The organism is Campylobacter concisus (assembly GCF_003048985.1).
Classification (GTDB): domain Bacteria; phylum Campylobacterota; class Campylobacteria; order Campylobacterales; family Campylobacteraceae; genus Campylobacter_A; species Campylobacter_A concisus_AY.
On record NZ_PIRS01000004.1, the window covers coordinates 72531 to 87920 of the forward strand.

Consider the following 15390-nt stretch of genomic DNA (forward strand, 5'->3'; position numbering starts at 1 on the left):
CCCTCCTTACACAACGCCTTTTTCAAACATAGCACGCTCTTTATCACGCTCTTTTTTGATCCTTTGCTTCTCAGCCTCTCTAGCCCTAAAATGCTCGATGCTAAATTTAAACCAGATAAGAAATGGCGATGAGATGTAGATCGAGCTGATCGTTCCTATAACGATACCAACGATAAGGATAAATGAAAATCCATGTATCATATCTCCACCAAATAAAAATAACACAACAACAGTCATCATCGTAGTGGCTGAAGTTAGGATAGTTCTTGAAAGTGTGGCTGAAACTGACTCGTTGATAACGCCTTCGATATCAGTTCTCTTGCTCTCTTTTATGCCTTCTCTTATCCTGTCAAAAATGATGATCGTATCGTTTAGCGAGTAGCCAAGCACCGTTAATACAGCCGCTAGAGTGTCTAAATTTACATCGATATCAAATAGCGAAATAGCACCGACGGTTATAACGATATCGTGAATTTCAGTTGCGATCGCAGCTAGCGCAAATCTCCACTCAAATCTAAATGTGATATAAAGAAGCACGCCAATTAGTGAAATTCCAAGAGCCATCAAGCCCTTTTGCCTAAGCTCGTCACCAACCTTTGGACCAACGATATCAACACGTCTTACTTCAAAATTTCCAGTATCTTTTAAAATTTGCTTTATCTCAGTGCCGATGTCACCAGTTAAATTTGAGCTTGATCCAGAAAATCTAATAACAGCCTCATCTTCGCTTCCAAACTCAGTAACAGAGGCGTTTTTAAGCACTTCATTTGTGCCAAAAGCGTCGCGGATTTTATCAAGTGGCGCTTTGGTGTCGTATTTTAGCTGTATAAGCGTGCCACCAGAGAAGTCGATGCCGTAGTTTAGACCCTTTGTTGCTAGCAAAAAGATCGAACCAACAAATAAAAATATAGAAAGTGCTAATGAAGCAAATCTAAACCGCATAAAATCATAAACTTTTGCCTTAGTAAAAATTTGCATCCCTAGCTCCTTTTATAACCAAACCAAAGTCTGGTATTTCCGCTTTTTTCTATCTTGTCCATGACAGCATCAAACATACCATGAGTACCTAAAATAGCCGTTAGCATCGAAGCCATGATACCTATCGCCATTGTCACAGCAAAGCCTTTAACTGGACCAGTACCATAAGCATAAAGCACTGCAACTGTGATGATAGTAGTTAAATTTGAGTCGATGATCGCACTCATAGCGTGCTCATAGCCCTTTTGCACGGCCGTTCTTATCGCCACGCCTTCACGCAAAAGCTCACGTATACGCTCATTTATGATGACGTTTGCATCAACCGCCATACCGATAGTTAGCACGATACCAGCCATGCCTGGCAGAGTAAGCGTCGCTCCAAAAAGCGCCATGACAGCGACTAATATAACAACGTCTGCAACTAACGCGATATTTGCAAAAATTCCAGAAATTCCATAATAAACTAGCATAAATAGTACGACTAAAATAGATCCGGCAGCAAGAGCTACCATGCTTTGATTGATGCTCTCTTGTCCTAAAGATGGACCGACACTTCTTTTTTCTAGCATCTTAACAGGTGCTAAAAGTGCGCCACTTCTAAGCGCGATCGCTACGTCGTGAGCCTCGTCAAGTGTAAAGCCACCGCTGATCTGACCGCTGCCGCCACCTATTCTTTCATTTATAACTGGAGCTGAATAGACCTTACCATCAAGCACGATAGCAAGCCTTTTACCGACATTTGCACCAGTAAAATCACCAAAAATTCTAGCACCTTCTGAATTTAGTGTGAAATTTATGATCGGTAGGTTATTTTGCTGAGAAAACGCAACCTTTGCGTCAGTTAGCATCGAGCCATCAAGCACAGGGATATTTTTAACGACATATTTTACGCGGTCATTTTTAGCATCTTTAAAGATCACATCACCATAGCTTTCAGCCTCGGCCTCGCTCATGGTATTAGCCTGATCTTGTCTTTTATCATCAACTGCCATAAGCTGTAAGTGAGCAGCCTTTGCGATAAGATCTCTCGCTCTTTGCTCATCCTCTTCTGTTTTTATGCCAGGAAGCTCGACTAGGATATTGTCTTTGCCTTGTCTAGCGACTGTTGGCTCAGCTAGACCAAACTGATCAAGCCTGTTTCTAATAGTCTCAACAGCTTGAGAGATCGCATACTCGATCGTATCAAGCCTCTCTTGCTCTGTTAGAGTGATGTGATAGTTTAGACCATCTTTTTTGATATCAAGCCCTTTTATCTCAGTCAAAGCCTTATCAACCTTTGGAGCCTCGTCACTATCAAGCAGCGCAAAATCAACACTATCTTCTTTTATCTTAAATTTATCAATAAGCACATCTTCTTTTTTAGCATAATAATTTATGCTTCCAGCGATTGATTTGATCTTAGAGTGGATGGCTTCATTAGTTTCAACACCAAGAAGCATATGAAGACCGCCTTGAAGGTCAAGTCCTAGCGAAATTTTAGCTCCACTTTGAGTCTGAAAAAAAGATGGCACCGAAAAGCCAAAACCAAAAACCAAGGCTAATATTAATATAATCAGCCTATATGTAACTCTTGCGTTACGCATTATTTATCTTCGATCTTTTTAGCTACAAACTCGCGTGCTATACGAACGATTACATCATCGTTAAGTTTAACTTTGATAAAATCATTTTCGGCTTTAATCACTTCGCATATAAGTCCGCCATTAGTTACTATCTTATCGCCTTTGTCAAGAGCTGCAAGCATTGCTGCGTGGGCTTTTTGTTGTTTTTGTTGAGGTCTGATAACCAAAAAGTAAAATATGGCGAAAAGCACAACAAGAGGTAGTAATGATGTTAAAAAATCAGCGTTTTGCATGGATTTCCTTATTTGTAAGATTTTTAAACGGACATTTTAGCACTAAAATTATAATAAAAGCCTTTGTCGGTGCTTTTTTGCTTTCTAATTTCATTTTTTTAGCCATGGCTGAAAATCAAATTTTAAATTTCATCTCACCTTTTCTCACGCTAGCTGGAATTTACATCATCATAAATTTAAGCAGAGCTGGCTTTTTCGCAGCTGGATTTTTCACTGGGATTTTGTGGTTTTACTGGATCGGCTTTAGTTTTATCTACTATGAGCTTGTCTGGCTTATCCCATTTGTCATCCTCTTTGTAGCCCTTGTTTATGGGCTTTTATTTTGGATAGCCTCTTTTCCAAGCTTTGTAGCACTAAGAGCTGTTTTATTATTTTTAATAAGCTACGTGCACCCATTTGGCTTTAACTGGTTTAACCTTGAAGCGACACTTGTTTTAGGTGCTTTTGAGCCAAATACTAGAGGGCTTATATTTATATTTTTAGCAGCCATTTCTTTGAGTTTAAAAGGTAAAATTTTAAAATTTATCCTAGCTTTTATCTGTCTCATCGCTGCTTTGCAGTTTAAAAGTAACGAGGCAAAAACTCTGCCATTTGATGTGGAGTTAGTAAATACTAATGTCGCTCAAAGAGTGCGCTGGGATAAAAACTTGCGCATGAAATTTACAAATGAAAATTTAGACATGATAAATAGCGCCATAGCCGAGCAAAAACGTCTCATCGTGCTTCCAGAGAGTGCGTTTCCATTATTTATGACAAATGAGCCGCTGCTTGTTGATGAGTTAAAAGAGCTTTCAAAACAGATAACTATCGTAGCTGGCGCGCTTGCTTATGAAAATAAGCAAATTTATAACTCTGCCTTTTTGTTTCAAAATAGCACTCTTAGACGAATGGATAAGAAATTTTTAGTGCCATTTGGAGAAGAAATCCCTCTGCCAAAATTTATGCAAGATGCCGTAAATAAGCTATTTTTTGGCGGAGCTAGTGACTTTAAAAAAGCTGAAAATTTTAGTGACTATGAGATAGACAGAGTTAAGATCAGAAACGCCATCTGCTATGAAGCGACAAGAGAGGAGCTTTATAAGGGCGAATTTGACGTGGTCGTTGCTATCACAAACAACGGCTGGTTTGTGCCAAGTAGCGAGCCTGTGCTTCAAAGACTACTTATAAAACACCTTGCTACAAAGTATAATAAAGCGGTCTATCACAGCGTAAATGGCTCAAAAAGTGAGATCATAAAGCCTAAAAAAGCATTTTGGGATGAGTTTTAAAAGAAATTTAAAGTGGCTTTTATATAAAGCCACTTTTTTGATTATTTTTTTAGTAAAGCCTTGAAAGTATCAACTGCATCAAGCTTTTCCCAAGGATATTTTGCATTTCCTACTTGACCTTTTGCAGCTACTTTTGCATATAAAAATGTATCTTTGCTTGGCTTATCAAGACCAAATTTATTTGTTATCCAGCGAGGTGTTAGAGAAAAATGCTCGCTTACAAAATTTGAAAGCATATCGTCATTTACGCCGTTTGCGTGAGTTCCCATAGTATCAACACTAACTGAAGTTGGCTTTGCAACGCCGATCGCGTAGCTTATCTGGACAATGCATTTTTTAGCAAGGCCAGCTGCGACTATGTTTTTAGCTATCCAGCGCGCTGCGTAAAGTCCGCTGCGATCAACCTTTGTGTAGTCCTTACTTGACTGAGCACCACCGCCTATTGGGCTATATCCGCCAAAGCTATCGACGATTAGTTTTCTGCCTGTTAGGCCGCTATCGTGAAGTGAGCTGTGATTTACATATCTGCCTGTTGGGTTTATATAGATGATAGTTTTTTCTTTATTATATAGCTCTTTTGGAAGGCCAGTTTCGTCTATTAAATTTTGTATTAGTGCGCGAAGCTCTTCTATCTTCATGCTCTCCACGCATGGCGCAGAAACGACGATGGTATGGATACTTTGAGGTTTGCAGTTTTCAAAGTTGTCTTTACTGCCGTAATCAATCGTAACTTGAGTTTTTATATCAACACCAAGTTTATCAGGGTTTGCTTTGGCAAATTTATATACTTTTTCACAAAGCATTCTTGCGTAAGTTATAGCTGCTGGCATAAATTCTTTCGCTTCGCAGCTCGCAAAGCCAAACATGATGCCTTGATCACCTGCTCCGATCTCGCCGTCACTTTGATCAACGCCTTGATTTATATCTGGACTTTGTTGATTTAAGCAGACTTTGACCTCGATATCATCTGGGTGCAAGCACTGCTCTTTTGTAAAGTTGCTCTTTCCGTCATATCCAATATGCGCAAGAGCGTCTTTTACGATCTTTTCGTAGTCTTTATAAGAGAGTTTTACCTTTGAGTTTATCTCTCCGCCTATTACTATATTTTTTCCAGCTACAAAAACTTCGCTTGCGACGCGTCCATTTGGATCTTGCGTTAAGATAGTATCAACAATGCTATCAGCGATGATATCAGCGCATTTGTCTGGATGACCTGGACTTACAACTTCAGAAGTAAATAGATACATTTTCGTCCTTTTCCTTGGTTAAATTTTCGTGCAATTGTAACAAATCCATATAAAAAACGAATTAATCTTTTTAAATTTCTTTATATTTAAAAATCATTTAGCTAAAATCAACAAAAAACTAATTTATTAAGGTGTCAAATGAATATGTTTAAAAACATTGCAAGAAGATACGCCGATGGAAATTTGATCGTTCAAATTTTAGTTGGTATCATCCTAGGTGCCCTAGTTGGCTTTTACACACATTATCAAGCAGCCCCTTACAACCAACTCTCAGCTAAAATTCAAACCATCCAAAAAGAGAGTGGCTTAAGCGTAGATGAAGTCATAAAAACTCGCCTTAGCCAAGATGAAGCAAAGCAACTTGATGAGGCCAAAGAAAAGGCTAGTTCGGCTGATTCTATCGCTGCTTCAGCCTCAGTTTTAGGAGATTTGTTTAAAGGCGCTCTAAAAGCGATCGCACCTATTCTTGTTTTTGTCCTAGTTGCAACCTCTATCATTTTAAAAGATTTTGGCCACACAAAAGGCATGCAAAAGATCATCACACTCTACCTTGTTGGCACCTTTTTAGCAGCTGTTGTGGCGGTTATTGCTAGCTTTTTATTTCCTATCGAGATACCGCTAAAAGGTCTGCAAAGCGCTGATATGTCAGCACCTCAAGGCATCACAAACGTGCTAAAAGACCTTATCTATAAAATGGTCGAAAATCCGATAACCGCCCTAGCAAACGGCAACTATATAGGCATCATCACTTGGGCGATTGGTGGTGGCATCGCTATGAGATACGCTACACCTGAGACCAAAAAAGTATTTAAAGATATAAGCGACGGCGTAACTCATATCGTTAAATTTATCATTAGATTAGCTCCGTTTGGTATCTTTGGTATGGTTGCTATCAGCATTCATGACACTGGATTTGAGGCACTTGCAGGATATCTCAAACTGATCTTAGTTCTTGTTGGAGCGATGCTTGTAGTGGCATTTATCGTCTATCCAGCGATGGTTTTTGCACTAACTAGGAAAAATCCTTATCCACTTGTGATGATCTGCTTAAAAGAGAGCGCGATCTCAGCGTTTTTTACAAGAAGTTCAGCTGCAAACATCCCAGTAAATATGGCGCTTTGTAAAAAGCTTGGACTAAAAGAGGAGCTCTACTCGATCTCTATCCCACTAGGAGCCACCATAAACATGGGCGGTGCAGCTGTTACCATTAGCATCCTAGCGCTTACTGCGGTAAATTCTATCCCATCTATCACAGTTACATTTGGCGATGCGCTACTTCTATGCTTCATCTCAGCTCTTGGTGCGTGCGGCGCATCTGGCGTGGCTGGCGGCTCACTGCTTCTAGTGCCATTAGCGTGCGGACTTTTTGGTATCGGCAATGACATCGCTATGCAATTTGTCACAGTTGGCTTTACGATAGGCGTCATCCAAGACTCAGTTGAAACTGCGCTAAATAGCTCATCAGACGTGCTTTTTACAGCCGTAGCCTCAGAGAATTCAAACTAACCTTCATAAAATTTCAGCTAAATTTTGGCTGAAATTTTACTTTTATCCATTTTTTTGTAAAATGTCCCAAAAATTTAAAGGATAAATATGCAAATTTGGGATCTAAAAGCACTTTTTGCAAACGAAAAAGAGTGCGAGCAAAACGCACTAAATTTACAAAAAGAGTGCGAGAAATTTAAAGATAAATACCTTGAAATTTATGAAAATTTAAAAGCAGACGAGTTTTTAAAGGCATTTTCTGAATATGAAAATTTGATAGCTAAAATTTCAAAGGTAATGACTTACGCTTTTTTAAATTTTGCCAAAGATACAAGCAAGGGTGCATTTTACGCAAAGATCGATGAGATAGCGACAAAAGCAAATGAAAATTTAATATTTTTTGAGATCAAATTTAATGAGTTTGCCCCTGAAAAACAAGAAGAGATCATAAAAAGCTCTAAAAAATACGGCTACTATCTAAGCAACCTCGCCAAAGCAAAACCACACCAGCTAAGCGTTGCCGAAGAAAGAGTGCTACTTCGCACGGCAAGCACCGGAGCTGAGGGCTTTTCAAGGCTTTTTGATGAGAGCATAAGCAAGATGAGGTTTAAATTTAAAGGCGAGCTTTTAAATGAAGAAGAGATTTTAGCTAAGCTTCATGAGAGTGATCAAAGCGTGCGAAAACTAGCCGCCAAAAGCCTTTCAAACGAGCTTAGCAAGCACCAGCACCTCCTTGGCTACATATATAATATGATAAAAACTGATCTAAAAACGAGCTGCGAGCTGCGAAATTTCAAGCTTCCTGAAGAGCCAAGACACCTTGAAAATCAAATCAGTAAAAAAAGCGTTGATTCGCTAATTGCCGTAACTGAGAAAAATTTTGACCTAGTCTCTAAATTTTACGAGCGAAAAAGAGAAATTTTAGGCCTTAAAAAGCTTTATGACTACGATAGATACGCGCCTCTTAGCAGCGAAGGTGAGTATAAATTTGATGAGTGCAAAAAGATAGTTTTAAAGGCGTTTGGGACATTTTCACCTAAATTTGGCGATATAGCCAAAAGCGCCTTTAGTGACGGTTGGATCGACGTTTATCCAGCACCAAACAAGCGAGGTGGAGCATTTTCTCACTCTGGATCAAGCGACACTCACCCTTATGTTTTGCTAAATCACACAAACCAGCGTAGAGACCTTTTCACACTAGCTCACGAGCTTGGCCACGCCGTGCATCAAAAGCTATCATATAGCGTAAGCTACCTAAACTCAGACACCCCGCTAACCACGGCTGAGACGGCTTCAGTCTTTTGCGAGATGCTAGTTTTTGACCACGTAAAAGACGGCCTTAGCAAAAAAGAGAAAATTTCACTGCTCGCTGGCAAGATCGAGGATATATTTGCCACGCTTTACCGCCAGATAAATTTCACCACCTTTGAAAGGGCTGTGCACGCACATGGGGGCGAGATCAGCCTAGATGAGCTAAATAAAATTTGGCTAAGAGAGAGCAAAAAGATGTTTGGCAAAAGTGTCACGCTAAATGACTACTACAAAATTTGGTGGAGCTACATCCCGCACTTCATCCACACGCCATTTTACTGCTATGCCTACTCTTATGCGCAGCTTCTTGTGCTTGCACTTTTTGGGCTTTATAAAAGCGGCAAATGTAAAAATTTTGTCGAAATTTACACCGAGTTTTTGAGCCTTGGTGGGAGCCTCAGCCCAAGGGAGCTTGTGGGTAAATTTGGCTTTGACATAGATGATAAAAATTTCTGGCAGATCGGTATAAACGAGGTCAAAAAGCTAGTAGATGAGTTTTTAGAAATTTCAAAGGATTAAGATGTTAGACGAAATTTTAGACGATGAGAAATTTGCGCTTTTGATGAAGATGCACGTCTATGAGTGCATTGATTATTTACTTGAAAAGGGGCTAAATTTCTCAGTTATGGCAAATTTACCACTAGTTAGCTTTGAGCCTAGCTTGCCAGATGAGATAAGCAGTGGCTTTAGCATGCCAGTCATTATGTTTTCACTTGGTGGCTACACGCTTGAAAGTGCTAGGCTAACGCAAGATGAGCTTAGCTTTGAGGCTGGCTTTGGTAGTGAGAATTTTGCCTCAGTGGTATCATTTCCACTTGGCGCGGTGGTTCAAATTTTGGTTGAAAATAGCCCGATCCTTGTAAATTTCTCTATCTACAAGCCAAAAGAGAAGCAAGTCGATCACGCTAAAAAATCAGCCTCAGTCTTTTTGCAAAACCCAAAAAATAAAGATATATTTAAGAAAAAATAGTAATTTTAAGCATTTTTGGCTAAAATCAAAAGAAAATTTAAAAAGCGAAAAATGGAAAATTTACTATCAAATTTAAACGAAGCCCAGCGCGAAGCAGCCACTCACATAGATGGTCCGATGCTCATACTTGCAGGTGCTGGCAGTGGCAAGACAAAGACGATCACAACTAGGCTTGCCTATCTCATCGGCGAGGTCGGCATAGATGCGGCAAACACGCTAACTCTTACTTTTACAAACAAAGCCGCCAACGAGATGCGCAGCAGAGCCATGGCGATGCTAAGCCAAAGCGGCAAAAACTACTCGCCGCTACTTTGTACATTTCACAAATTTGGACTTTTGTTTTTAAAGCTCTACATAGAAAAGCTTGGCAGAAAAAACAACTTCGTCATCATCGACACAGACGATAAAAAACGCATCATCAAAAGCTTTGAAAGCCCAGTCGCTACGGCGATTTTATCAAGTGAAATTTCAAACTATAAAAACTCACTTTTAAGCGTCGAAGAGGTCTATAAAAATGCAAATTTCTCTTCATTTGACAAGAGCAAGGACAACTTTTACAAGCAAGCAGCGCAAATTTATGAAAAGTACGAGGACTATTTAAAGGCGAATAACCTTGTTGATTTTGACGACCTGCTAGGGCTTACATATAAAATTTTAGATGAAAACGAAGATCTTGCTAGAGAAATTTCAAACCACTACAAATACATAATGGTCGATGAGTATCAAGATACAAACGATCTTCAGTATAAGCTCCTAAAAAAACTCTGTCTATGCCACGAAAACATCTGCGTCGTAGGCGATGATGACCAAAGTATTTATGGCTGGCGCGGTGCGAAGATCGATAATATCTTAAATTTCAAAGATCAGTTTAAAGATGTAAAGATCATCAGACTTGAGAAAAACTACCGCTCGAGTGAGGCGATACTAAAAGCTGCAAACGAACTGATAGATCATAACCGCAACCGTCTTGGCAAGAAGCTTGTAGGCACAAAAGGCGAAGGCGAAGCTGTAAATTTGATAGAGAGCTTTGATGAGAGCGTCGAGGCTGGCAAGATCGCAAAGAATATAAAAGAGCTTTTAAGCAAAGGCGTGCAAGCAAAAGATATCGCGATCTTATACCGCATAAACGCACTCTCTCGCTCACTTGAAGATGGGCTAAACAAAGAGCAGATCGCCTATAAAATGGTTGGCGGCGTTAAATTTTACGAAAGAGCCGAGATCAAAGATATCATAAGCTACCTAAGGCTGATAAACAATCCAAATGATGATTTTTCAATAAGACGTATCATTAATCGCCCAAAACGCGGCCTTGGTAAAGTAAGCCTTGATAAGCTTGAAAAGATGGCATTTGAGGGCAAAATTTCCATTTTTGAAGCAATCTCAAACATCTCTGATAACGACGAAGCCTTTAGTAAAAAGGTAAAATCAGCCCTTCTTGAGTTTGCAAACAACCTAAAAGAGCTTCAAGAAAGCAGCTCGGTTTTTGACCTCATAGATAAATTTGAAGCAAAATTTGGCGTGAAAAAATACTACGAGAGCTTACCAGATGGCGCTGAAAGAGCAGCGAACATCGACGAGTTTTACGCCGTTTTAAAAGATCAGATCAAGCAAAATCCAAGCTTTGATCTAGAAGAGTTTTTAAACGAGATCACGCTAACAAGCGAGCAAGACGGCATTAGCGACGAGGCTATTAGCATTATGAGCGTGCATGCGAGCAAGGGGCTTGAGTTTGAGCACCTTTTTGTGATCGGCCTTGAAGAGGGATTTTTCCCGCTCATCGGCGATGGTAGCGACATCGAAGAGGAGCGCAGGCTCGCTTACGTGGCGATAACAAGGGCCAAAAAGACACTTAGCTTAAGCTTTGCAAATTCGCGCTTTTACAAAGGTCAGCGCACAAGGCTAAATAAGAGTAGATTTTTAAGCGAGAGCGGTATCACGCATGGCTCGCTAGTTATCGAACAGAGCAATGAATTTAAAAAAGGCGACCTTGTTAAACATAAAATTTTTGGTATCGGCAGGGTGAGCGCGGTTAGCAAGATCAAAAAAGAGTTTAAACTGACTATAAATTTTGGTGGCAATGTAAGAGAGATCATGTCAAGCTTCGTGGAAAAGGCCGTATGAACGCCATTTTCGTGGCAAACAAGCCTGCTGGCATGAGCTCAAACCACTTTTTAGGACGACTAAAGAGAAAACATGGCGTTAAAAAGGCTGGATTTTCAGGCACGCTTGATCCATTTGCGAGCGGCTGTCTAATAGTCGCTTTTGGCTCATATACGAAATTTTTTAGATTTTTAGACAAAAACCCAAAGGTCTATGAGGCGACGATCTGGCTTGGGGCTAGCAGTCCTAGCATGGATAATGAAAATATCACTGAAATTTCAAATGTAAAAGAGCTAAATTTAGAAAAAATTGAAGCTATAAGAGGCGAGCTAACTGGTAAGATAAGCTATATCCCGCCAAAATTTAGCGCCAAACATATAAATGGCACAAGAGCTTACAAACTAGCAAGAAATGGCGAAGAATTTGAGCTAAAGCCAGAGACAATGGAAATTTATGAGAGTGAAATTTTGAATTATTCACACCCTTTTTTGACACTTCGTTTAAGTGTAAGTGAGGGGAGTTACATCCGCTCTTATGCAGAAATTTTTGGGCAAAAAGTTGGTTATAATGTAACTTTAAGCTCATTAAAGAGGGTAAGCGAGGGTAAATTTCGCTATGAAAATGAAAAATTTTTAAATATTTGCAATTTTTTAAATATTGAGCAAAACACGTATTTTGGAGATATTAACAACATACTTGACGGCAAGAAATTAAAAATTAACGATTTTGAAACACAAACACAAGGAATTTATTTGCTAAATTATGATAAATTTATGAGCGTAATCCAAATCATGGATGATACTATCAATTACACTTTAAACAAGGTAGAAAAATGTTAATCTTAGCAAGAAAAGAAAACGAAGAAATTTTACTAGGTAACGACATAAAAGTCGTCGTAGTAAGTATCTCAAAAAGCACCGTTAAGCTTGGTATCGAGGCCCCGCGCAACACAATGATACTAAGAAGCGAGCTGGCAAACGATATCAAAAACGAAAATATCCACGCCACTAAAAAAGCAAGCGAAGCCGATATCCACGAGCTTGCGAAAAAAATCGAGAAATGAAAAGCTTTGCAAAGATCAACGTCTTTTTGAAGGTAGTTGGCACCAGAGGCAACTACCACGAAATTTTGTCACGTTTTGTTCTTTGCGAGCAGCTTTTTGATGAAATTTATTTTGAAAAGTCAAATTCTTTTGCTATCGAATGCGACAACAAAGAGATAAAAGAAAACATCATCCAAAAAGCGATAGACGAGCTAAAAAGAGCTGGCTTTTCAAACGAGCTAGATGAGTTTTTTAGCTCTCATAAAATCATCATCAACAAACAAATCCCAATAGGTGCTGGTCTAGGAGGAGGCAGTTCAAATGCTGCCACCTTTTTACTAATGGTAAATGACGAGCTAAATTTAAATATAAAATGCGAAAATTTGATGCAAATAGCCTCTAAAATCGGCGCAGACGTAGCCTTTTTTGTAAGCGGCTACAAGGCAGCAAATGTAAGCGGCATAGGCGAGATCATAGAAGAATTTGACGATGAAGTGCCAAATTTAAATATCTTCACGCCAAATGTTTTTTGCTCCACACCGATGGTTTATCAAGAATTTAGAAGCAATTTCTTACAATACATAGACGTTAATGCTGCAAAAAAGATGCAAAATTTAAAGAGCAAAGAGCTACTTGAAATTTATAAAAACGAGGAGCTAAACGATCTTTTTGTCCCATGCTTTAAGCTCTATCCACAGATGAACGAGTTTAGGGATAAATTTCTAAGCGGCAGCGGCAGTAGCGTATTTAGCGTAAAATAAAAGGTAAAATTTTGATAAAAGATCTAGCAAAAAACAAAAAAGCTTTGCACGACTTTAGCATACTTGAGACCTTTGAGGCTGGTATCGTTTTAAAAGGCAGCGAGGTCAAGGCTCTAAGGGCTGGCAGAGCAAATTTAAAAGATAGCTTTGTGCGCGTCATAAAGGGTGAGCTTTTCTTACTAAACGCCCATATCAGCTATCTTGAAACTACACACAGCGCATTTCGTCCAAATGAGCGGGCCGCCAGAAAACTTTTGATGCACAGAAAGCAGATCGATAAAATTTTCGGTCAAGTCTCACAAGATGGGCTTACTTTGGTTGTTCTAGCACTTTATCTAAGCGATAAAAACATCGTAAAAGCAAGGCTAGCCCTTGCAAAAGGTAAAAATTTACACGACAAGCGCGAGACTTTAAAAAGACGCGAGGCAGACAAAGAGGCAAGAGCTGCCATAAAAAGATATGTTTAAGGGATAAGATGAAGAATTTACTTGTTTTAATAATCGCTTTATTTGCTTTTTTTGGGTGCGGTGATGATGAGAGCAGCAGCGCAAATTTTAAAGAATTTAGCCCAAACGAAGAGGTCAAACTTGTAGATGTAAGCGGCAAAGAGCTTACTTTGGTGCGTAAAGATCACGGTTTTGCTATCAAAAATGATGAAAATAAGGTTTTAATGATCGACATTTTTGGCACATTTTGCCCACCTTGTCAAAAAGAGGCAGCCGAGCTTACAAAATATCAGCTTGAAAACAAAGATAAATTTACGCTAATCGGGCTAACTCACTTTGAAAATGTCACAAATGAGTATGTTTTGCATGAATTTATGCAAAAATTTAACGCCTACTACTTCATAACAAACGATCAAAAGATAAATGACAGGCTTGCCGAGCAGATCGTAAGAGATATCGAATACAAACATGAGATCGCACTACCTTTTAAAGTGGTGATAAAAAACGGTGAATATCAAATTTTAACAGACGTAGATAGCGGACAATACGGAGTTAAATACTATCTTGGCGGCATAAAAGTCACAAAAATGAAAGAAGATTTGGCAAAAATCTATGAAACAAAATAAATTTGCCTTACATTTGGAACATCATTTGCTTATAAATGTGTGAAATTTTAGAAGGACTTTAAATGTTTGTTTTAGATAGATCAAAATCTAGCCCATTAGTCGAATCAGCCCTTGCAGGCAGAGAGCTACGCCAAAAGCTCATCTCTGGCAACCTTGCAAATGTTGATACGCCATTTTACAAGGCTAGAGATGTAAGATTTGAAGATGTTTTAAGAGAAAAAGCAAATGAAATTTACAACGTTTCAGAGAGCAAAAAACTAAATTTAGCTAAAACAAACGAAGCGCACATGGCTGCGGTTGATTTTCCAAAAAGCGACACGGCTCAAATTTTCTTGCGTGATGGTCACATGGCTAGAAACGATGCAAACACAGTCGATCTTGATGTTGAGACAACAGAAATGGGCAAAAATACAGTCATGATAAACGCCCTTGATAGCGCTTACAAGGCTCAGGGCAATATCTTTAAAAGCGTAATAGACGCAAGTGCTAAGAACTAGGAGAGATGATGTCATACTTAAATGATTTTGATATTAGTGGATACGGACTAAGCGCGCAACGCTTCAGGATGAACGTCATCAGCTCAAACATAGCAAACGCTCAAACCACAAGAACGGCTGAAGGTGGCCCTTACAGAAGGCAAGAGGTCATCTTTAAAGAGATGAACTTTGATAAAATTTTAAACGATCAGCTTAAAAACTCACAAAGTCTGCTTGATTATGAAAATCCACTAGATGATCCAAGCTCACCTAAAAACGCTCACCCTGCCCTAACTAGCGTGATCGTAGATAAAGTAGTGCGCGATGACAAGGACTTTCAACTAAAATACGACCCAAGCCACCCAGACGCAAATGCAAATGGCTACGTCGCATTTCCAAATATAAACCCAGTCATCGAGATGGCTGACTTGCTTGAGGCGACAAGAGCTTATCAAGCAAATGTAGCGTCATTTCAAAACGCAAAAACAATAGCACAAAGTGCGATATCACTTATTTCAGGACAAGCATAATGATAAATAGCATAAATTTAGATAAGTTAAACAAAAACGAAAATTCAAGCAAAATAGCAAAAGTAGGCGAAGAAGGCGGCTTTGAAAACGCACTAAACGACTCTTTAAAAGAGCTAAACAAGGTTCAAATAAATGCCGATAAAGCCATAGCTGATCTCGCAACTGGCGAGGTAAAAGACTTGCATCAAGCAGCTATCGCCATAGGCAAAGCAGAGACTAGCATGAAGCTTATGCTAGAAATTCGCAACAAAGCGCTAAGCGCATACAAAGAAATTTCAAGAACGCAAATTTAAGC

The 15390-nt window shown here is 39.2% G+C and carries 17 protein-coding genes; 13 read left to right on the forward strand and 4 right to left on the reverse strand.

Features of this window, described 5'->3' with window-relative positions:
• Window positions 1-6 precede the first annotated feature (6 nt).
• The 3 genes from secF to yajC are packed head-to-tail and all read right to left on the reverse strand — an operon-like array spanning window position 7 to window position 2833.
• Window positions 7-978: a protein translocase subunit SecF gene (gene secF / locus CVS91_RS03970; protein WP_021092267.1), complete on the reverse strand. Its 972-nt coding sequence runs from the start codon at window positions 976-978 to the stop codon at window positions 7-9.
• A 2-nt stretch (window positions 979-980) separates the two neighbouring features.
• Window positions 981-2561: a protein translocase subunit SecD gene (gene secD, locus CVS91_RS03975; RefSeq protein WP_107830460.1), complete on the reverse strand. Its 1581-nt coding sequence runs from the start codon at window positions 2559-2561 to the stop codon at window positions 981-983.
• On the reverse strand, window positions 2561-2833 hold the full coding sequence (gene yajC, locus CVS91_RS03980; RefSeq protein WP_002941849.1) for a preprotein translocase subunit YajC: 273 nt from the start codon (window positions 2831-2833) through the stop codon (window positions 2561-2563). Before yajC ends, secD begins: the two co-directional genes overlap by 1 nt.
• Between yajC and CVS91_RS03985 the strand changes: the two genes are divergently transcribed.
• Window positions 2809-4101: an apolipoprotein N-acyltransferase gene (locus CVS91_RS03985; protein ID WP_199906226.1), complete on the forward strand. Its 1293-nt coding sequence runs from the start codon at window positions 2809-2811 to the stop codon at window positions 4099-4101. The two genes, yajC and CVS91_RS03985, sit on opposite strands and share 25 nt — an antisense overlap.
• Window positions 4102-4142: 41 nt before the next feature.
• Here CVS91_RS03985 and metK read toward each other — a convergent pair whose 3' ends face one another.
• The gene (gene metK / locus CVS91_RS03990; protein ID WP_002942025.1) at window positions 4143-5348 is read right to left on the reverse strand and encodes a methionine adenosyltransferase; all 1206 of its coding nucleotides are present in this window, start codon (window positions 5346-5348) and stop codon (window positions 4143-4145) included.
• Between the two features lie 138 nt (window positions 5349-5486).
• Between metK and sstT the strand changes: the two genes are divergently transcribed.
• The 12 genes from sstT to fliE all read left to right on the forward strand — a co-directional run bounded on the left by sstT (window position 5487) and on the right by fliE (window position 15388).
• Entirely contained in the window at window positions 5487-6854 is a 1368-nt protein-coding gene (gene sstT / locus CVS91_RS03995; RefSeq protein WP_413784152.1) for a serine/threonine transporter SstT, read from the forward strand.
• A gap of 87 nt (window positions 6855-6941) precedes the next feature.
• Entirely contained in the window at window positions 6942-8663 is a 1722-nt protein-coding gene (locus tag CVS91_RS04000; protein WP_107830464.1) for a M3 family oligoendopeptidase, read from the forward strand.
• Window position 8664: 1 nt separating this feature from the next.
• Window positions 8665-9114, forward strand: a complete 450-nt coding sequence (locus tag CVS91_RS04005; RefSeq protein WP_107830466.1) for a hypothetical protein — start codon at window positions 8665-8667, stop codon at window positions 9112-9114.
• A gap of 51 nt (window positions 9115-9165) precedes the next feature.
• The gene (locus CVS91_RS04010) at window positions 9166-11235 is read left to right on the forward strand and encodes an ATP-dependent helicase (RefSeq protein WP_107830468.1); all 2070 of its coding nucleotides are present in this window, start codon (window positions 9166-9168) and stop codon (window positions 11233-11235) included.
• A complete protein-coding gene (truB, locus tag CVS91_RS04015; RefSeq protein ID WP_107830470.1) occupies window positions 11232-12053 on the forward strand; it encodes a tRNA pseudouridine(55) synthase TruB in 822 nt (273 codons plus the stop codon). The genes CVS91_RS04010 and truB overlap by 4 nt, the downstream gene beginning before the upstream one ends.
• Window positions 12047-12277 (forward strand): carbon storage regulator CsrA, encoded by a 231-nt coding sequence (csrA, locus tag CVS91_RS04020; protein ID WP_002941828.1) that lies wholly within the window; start codon window positions 12047-12049, stop codon window positions 12275-12277. Before truB ends, csrA begins: the two co-directional genes overlap by 7 nt.
• Entirely contained in the window at window positions 12274-13017 is a 744-nt protein-coding gene (locus CVS91_RS04025) for a 4-(cytidine 5'-diphospho)-2-C-methyl-D-erythritol kinase (RefSeq protein WP_107830472.1), read from the forward strand. The genes csrA and CVS91_RS04025 overlap by 4 nt, the downstream gene beginning before the upstream one ends.
• Window positions 13018-13031: 14 nt before the next feature.
• A complete protein-coding gene (smpB, locus tag CVS91_RS04030; protein ID WP_035142320.1) occupies window positions 13032-13484 on the forward strand; it encodes an SsrA-binding protein SmpB in 453 nt (150 codons plus the stop codon).
• 8 nt (window positions 13485-13492) lie between these two features.
• Window positions 13493-14089 (forward strand): thioredoxin, encoded by a 597-nt coding sequence (locus CVS91_RS04035; RefSeq protein WP_012139980.1) that lies wholly within the window; start codon window positions 13493-13495, stop codon window positions 14087-14089.
• A gap of 62 nt (window positions 14090-14151) precedes the next feature.
• A complete protein-coding gene (gene flgB, locus CVS91_RS04040) occupies window positions 14152-14586 on the forward strand; it encodes a flagellar basal body rod protein FlgB (RefSeq protein WP_009294075.1) in 435 nt (144 codons plus the stop codon).
• 8 nt (window positions 14587-14594) lie between these two features.
• Window positions 14595-15095 (forward strand): flagellar basal body rod protein FlgC, encoded by a 501-nt coding sequence (gene flgC / locus CVS91_RS04045; protein ID WP_012139981.1) that lies wholly within the window; start codon window positions 14595-14597, stop codon window positions 15093-15095.
• Window positions 15095-15388, forward strand: a complete 294-nt coding sequence (gene fliE, locus CVS91_RS04050) for a flagellar hook-basal body complex protein FliE (protein WP_107830474.1) — start codon at window positions 15095-15097, stop codon at window positions 15386-15388. Before flgC ends, fliE begins: the two co-directional genes overlap by 1 nt.
• Window positions 15389-15390: the final 2 nt, after the last annotated feature.

Excerpts from the sequence above, each read along its gene's own strand:
- secF (WP_021092267.1), bottom strand. The coding sequence starts at position 978 with ATGCAAATTTTTACTAAGGCAAAAGTTTATGATTTTATGCGGTTTAGA.
- secD (WP_107830460.1), bottom strand. The coding sequence starts at position 2,561 with ATGCGTAACGCAAGAGTTACATATAGGCTGATTATATTAATATTAGCC.
- CVS91_RS03985 (WP_199906226.1), top strand. The coding sequence starts at position 2,809 with ATGTTAAAAAATCAGCGTTTTGCATGGATTTCCTTATTTGTAAGATTT.
- yajC (WP_002941849.1), bottom strand. The coding sequence starts at position 2,833 with ATGCAAAACGCTGATTTTTTAACATCATTACTACCTCTTGTTGTGCTT.
- metK (WP_002942025.1), bottom strand. The coding sequence starts at position 5,348 with ATGTATCTATTTACTTCTGAAGTTGTAAGTCCAGGTCATCCAGACAAA.
- sstT (WP_413784152.1), top strand. The coding sequence starts at position 5,487 with ATGAATATGTTTAAAAACATTGCAAGAAGATACGCCGATGGAAATTTG.
- CVS91_RS04000 (WP_107830464.1), top strand. The coding sequence starts at position 6,942 with ATGCAAATTTGGGATCTAAAAGCACTTTTTGCAAACGAAAAAGAGTGC.
- CVS91_RS04005 (WP_107830466.1), top strand. The coding sequence starts at position 8,665 with ATGTTAGACGAAATTTTAGACGATGAGAAATTTGCGCTTTTGATGAAG.
- CVS91_RS04010 (WP_107830468.1), top strand. The coding sequence starts at position 9,166 with ATGGAAAATTTACTATCAAATTTAAACGAAGCCCAGCGCGAAGCAGCC.
- truB (WP_107830470.1), top strand. The coding sequence starts at position 11,232 with ATGAACGCCATTTTCGTGGCAAACAAGCCTGCTGGCATGAGCTCAAAC.
- csrA (WP_002941828.1), top strand. The coding sequence starts at position 12,047 with ATGTTAATCTTAGCAAGAAAAGAAAACGAAGAAATTTTACTAGGTAAC.
- CVS91_RS04025 (WP_107830472.1), top strand. The coding sequence starts at position 12,274 with ATGAAAAGCTTTGCAAAGATCAACGTCTTTTTGAAGGTAGTTGGCACC.
- CVS91_RS04035 (WP_012139980.1), top strand. The coding sequence starts at position 13,493 with ATGAAGAATTTACTTGTTTTAATAATCGCTTTATTTGCTTTTTTTGGG.
- flgB (WP_009294075.1), top strand. The coding sequence starts at position 14,152 with ATGTTTGTTTTAGATAGATCAAAATCTAGCCCATTAGTCGAATCAGCC.
- flgC (WP_012139981.1), top strand. The coding sequence starts at position 14,595 with ATGTCATACTTAAATGATTTTGATATTAGTGGATACGGACTAAGCGCG.
- fliE (WP_107830474.1), top strand. The coding sequence starts at position 15,095 with ATGATAAATAGCATAAATTTAGATAAGTTAAACAAAAACGAAAATTCA.